Genomic DNA, 4,243 nt, shown 5'->3' with positions numbered 1-4,243 from the left:
TCGGCATCCCGTCGATGCGCACGCGCGACACTTATCTCGCGCTCGTCACCATCGCCTTCGGCGTCGTGGTCCAGCAATTGCTGAACAATTTCAGCTGGACCGGCGGACCCAACGGACTGGTCGGCATTCCGGCGCCCAGCCTGTTCGGCCATTCCTTTGCCGATCCGCTGGTGATCTTCGGCTGGAAGCTGCCGAGCCAGGCGAATTTCTATTATCTGTCGGCCGCACTGGTCGTCGTCGCCATCGTCACCGCCCATCGGCTGCACGGCTCGCGCATCGGTCTGGCCTGGAACGCGCTGCGCGCCGACGAGATCGCCGCCAAGGCGCAAGGCATCAATGTGGCGTGGTTCAAAGTGCTGGCCTTCGCCGTCGACGCCTTTCTCGCCGCCTTCGCCGGCACGATCTACGCCTTCTACGTCTCCTACATTTCTCCCGACAATTTCACCTTCCTGGTCTCCGTCACCATCATGACCATGGTCATCGTCGGCGGCATGGACAATATTTTCGGTGTCATCGTCGGTGCGTTCCTGCTGACCATCCTGCCGGAGAAATTGCGCGCGTTCGCCGACTACCGCCTGCTGTTCTTCGGCGTCGTCATCATCGGCTTCCTGATGATCCGGCCGCAAGGTCTGTTCCCGCAACGTATGCGGCGCTACGGAGGCGGACTGTGAGCGCGCTTCTCAAGGTCGAGAATTTGACGATGCGCTTCGGCGGCCTGGTCGCGCTCAACGATGTCAGCCTGTCGATCGACAAGGGCGCGGTGCTCGCCGTCATCGGCCCGAACGGCGCCGGCAAGTCGACGCTGTTCAATGTCGTGACCGGCGTCTACCGGCCGACCTCCGGCCGGGTGACGTTCGACGGCGTCGAGATCACCGGCCGCCCGTCCTACGAAGTTGTCGACCGCGGCATCGCCCGCACATTCCAGTCGTCGCGACTGTTCTCCGACCTCAGCGTCCTCGACAATGTGATCATCGGCATGCACACCCGCACCAGGACCGGCGTGCTGACCGCGCTGTTTAGGCCTGGCGCATCGCGCCGCGAGATGGCGGCTTGTGTGGAAAAGGCCGAAACCCTGCTCAAGCTCGGCTCCGGCGACCTGTTCGAACAACGCTACCGGCCAGCGGGTACACTGGCCCAAGCCGACAGGCGGCGGCTGGAAATTGCCCGAGCGCTCGCATCGCAGCCCAAGCTCTTGCTGCTCGACGAACCTTCGGTCGGCATGGACGACACGGAAACCGACGCGCTGGTGGCCGACATCACGCGGCTGCGCGTACAAAACCCTGCTCTGTCGGTGGTCCTGATCGAGCACGACATGCGGGTGGTCGAAGCGTTCCCGCAGCATGTCACCTGCATCGACTATGGCAGCAAGATCGCCGAAGGCGACTTCGCGGCGGTGCGCGCCGACCCGCGCGTCCAGGAAGCCTATCTCGGGAAGGCGGTCGCCCATGCTTGAACTCAGGGGTGTCGATACTTCCTATGGCGCGGTGCCGATGCTGCGCGGCGTGGCGATGAGCGTGCGCCCCGGCGAACTGGTCTGCCTGCTGGGGCCGAACGGCGCCGGCAAGACGACAACCTTCATGACCGTCTGCGGCGTCGTGCGGGCGCAGCGCGGCAAGGTCGAGGTGATGGGCAGGGACATGGCGACGCTCGGCACGGAAAACCTGGCGTCGCTCGGCGTCGGGCTCGTTCCCGAAGGGCGCCGGCTGTTCCCCGGCCTGACCGTGATGGAGAATTTGCGTCTGGGCTATGATGCGGTGTCGGGCAGGGGACCCAATTTCAGGGTGCAACTGGACAAGATGTGCAAGCTGTTTCCGCGCATCCATGAGCGTTTGCGCCAAGTCGCCGGCACGCTGTCCGGCGGCGAACAGGCGATGGTGGCGCTGGCGCGCGCGCTGATCGGCGAACCCAGACTGGTGATCATGGACGAGCCGTCGCTCGGTCTCTCGCCAAAACTCATCGGCGAGTATTTCGAGATCACAAGGGAGATCCATCGCCAAGGCACGACCATCCTGTTGATCGAACAGAATGCCGAAATGGGGCTGGGCATCGCCGATCGCGGCTATGTGCTGGTCAAGGGTAAGGTCGCCCAGGAGGGGCCGGCAAAGGAGTTGCTCTCGTCCAAGGCGGCCAGAAGCCTTTATCTCTGAGCCGTCCGTTTCTTCTGACTCAACAGTGATGATCCACGCCCCGCGCTCCACATCTTCGGCCATGCTTCCCGGCATTTAGGGACAAGCTAACCACTGCCACATGAAATCATAATTTTCGCTGCCCGGTGCCTCCAGTAAACCAAACGATCAGATCTCCGCCACATCCGCAGACACTCCCGGGGAGAGCCAGAAAGGGCCGCTGAAATGCCAGTCGAAACGGTAGACACGCTTGTTGTTGGCGGCGGCCAGGCGGGGCTGGCCATGAGCGAGCATCTGAGCAAGTGCGGGGTGCCGCATCTCGTGCTCGAGCGGAGCCGCATCGCCGAACGCTGGCGTACCGAAAGATGGGACTCGCTGGTTGCCAATGGTCCCGCCTGGCATGATCGTTTTCCCGGCATGGAATTTCCGGACGCCGGTCCCGACGCCTTTGTCGGCAAGGAGAAGGTCGCCGACTATTTTGTCGCTTACGCCGGCATGATCGCTGCCCCCATTCGCTGCGGCGTGGAGGTCAGGAGCGTGGAAAGGCTTGTCGGCCGTCCCGGCTTCCGGGTCGAAACCTCGGATGGCGTGATCGAGGCCAGGAGCGTGGTTGCCGCTACCGGGGCTTTCCAGCATCCGGTCATTCCGGCGGTTGTCCCCGGGGATGCCGGAGCGATGCAGATCCATTCCAGCGCCTATCGCAATCCGGGCCAGTTGCCCGAAGGTGCGGTGCTGGTGGTCGGCTCCGGGTCCTCGGGGGTGCAGATCGCCGACGAACTCCAGCGCGCGGGACGGCGCGTCTACCTCTCGGTCGGGCCGCATGATCGGCCGCCGCGGGCGTATCGCGAGCGTGACTTCTGCTGGTGGCTGGGGGTTTTAGGCAAGTGGGACGCCCAGGCGCCGGCGCCGGGCACCGAACATGTCACTATCGCGGTCAGCGGTGCGCGCGGCGGCCAGACGATCGACTTCCGGCGTCTTGCCGCGCAAGGGATAATGCTGGTTGGCCGGACTGAATCCTACAAGGACGGGGTTCTGACCTTCGCGTCGGACTTGGCTAAAAATATCGCGCGCGGCGATGCGAACTACATGTCGGTGCTGGACGAGGCCGACGCCTATGTCGCTCGCAACGGCCTCGACCTTCCCGAGGAGCCCGCGGCCCGCGAGATCGGACCGGACCCGCAATGCATGACTGATCCCATTCTCGAGCTGAACCTGGCGGAAGCCGGGATAGGTTCGATCATCTGGGCAACGGGATTCACCGTCTATTACAACTGGCTGAAGGTCGATGTGTTTGACGAAAAGGGCAAGCCGAAGCACCAGCGCGGCGTGTCGACCGAGCCGGGAATCTATTTCCTGGGACTGCCGTGGCAATCGCGGCGGGGGTCGAGCTTCATCTGGGGCGTCTGGCACGACGCCCAGCATGTGGCGGACCATATCTCCACGCAGCGCAAGTACCTGGCCTACCATGCGTCCGCAAAGCGCGAGACCAAAGTGGCATAGAAACGGACGTCCCGACCTCGAGCCGACTGACGGAGACCAAGATGGCCCATACAAGAATTCGCAAGTTCAACACCAAGGACACCTATCCCGAGCAGAAGCTCGACAATGATCTGTGCCAGGCGGTCGTTACGCGGGGCGGCAGGACCGTCTATCTGCGCGGCCAATGCCCGCAGGACCTCGACACGGCCAAGAATATCGAAAGCCATGATCCGGTCGAACAGACGCACAAGGTCATGCAGAACATCCGCCAGCTGATCGAGGAGTGCGGCGGCACCATGGAGCATTTGGTCAAGGTGGTGGTCTACATTACCGATGTCCGCCATCGCGAGGCGGTCTACCGCACCATGGGCGAGTATATCAAAGGCGTGCATCCCGTCTCGACCGGCCTTGTCGTGCAGGCCCTGGCGCGGCCGGACTGGCTGGTCGAGATCGACGGCACCGCAGTTATCCCGGATTAAAAGTCATGACATTCTCCATCGTCGCGCGGTGCAGCCGCACCGGCATGTTCGGGGTCGCGGTGTCCTCCTCGTCGCCTGCTGTGGCGGCGCGCTGCGCCTATGCGCAGGCGGGCGCCGGCGCCATTGCCAGCCAGAACGTCACCGATCCTACGCTGGGAC

Annotated in this window: 6 protein-coding genes; all 6 read left to right on the top strand. The window is 63.6% G+C overall.

What is annotated here, in order from left to right; all coding sequences use genetic code 11:
• Positions 1-671, top strand: a 671-nt coding sequence (locus EN749_RS31845; RefSeq protein WP_145991081.1) for a branched-chain amino acid ABC transporter permease, incomplete at its 5' end; no start/stop codon positions are given.
• Positions 668-1,453 carry an ABC transporter ATP-binding protein gene (locus EN749_RS31840; protein ID WP_245491539.1) on the top strand — a complete coding sequence of 262 codons (786 nt, stop codon included), beginning with the start codon at positions 668-670 and terminating at the stop codon, positions 1,451-1,453. The genes EN749_RS31845 and EN749_RS31840, both read left to right, overlap by 4 nt.
• Positions 1,446-2,147, top strand: coding sequence for an ABC transporter ATP-binding protein (locus EN749_RS31835; protein ID WP_128364646.1), 702 nt, complete (start codon positions 1,446-1,448; stop codon positions 2,145-2,147). Before EN749_RS31840 ends, EN749_RS31835 begins: the two co-directional genes overlap by 8 nt.
• 204 nt (positions 2,148-2,351) lie before the next feature.
• On the top strand, positions 2,352-3,626 hold the full coding sequence (locus tag EN749_RS31830; RefSeq protein ID WP_128364645.1) for an NAD(P)/FAD-dependent oxidoreductase: 1,275 nt from the start codon (positions 2,352-2,354) through the stop codon (positions 3,624-3,626).
• Positions 3,627-3,667: 41 nt separating this feature from the next.
• Positions 3,668-4,084, top strand: a complete 417-nt coding sequence (locus EN749_RS31825) for a RidA family protein (protein ID WP_128288760.1) — start codon at positions 3,668-3,670, stop codon at positions 4,082-4,084.
• Between the two features lie 5 nt (positions 4,085-4,089).
• A partial coding sequence (locus EN749_RS31820) for a DUF1028 domain-containing protein (RefSeq protein WP_128364644.1) occupies positions 4,090-4,243 on the top strand: 154 nt, incomplete at its 3' end.

Origin of the sequence: Mesorhizobium sp. M7A.F.Ca.ET.027.02.1.1, from assembly GCF_004022985.1 — a bacterium.
GTDB lineage: Bacteria > Pseudomonadota > Alphaproteobacteria > Rhizobiales > Rhizobiaceae > Mesorhizobium.
Note: the sequence above shows the minus strand (reverse complement) of the source record. Positions and strands in the feature narration are given on the sequence as shown.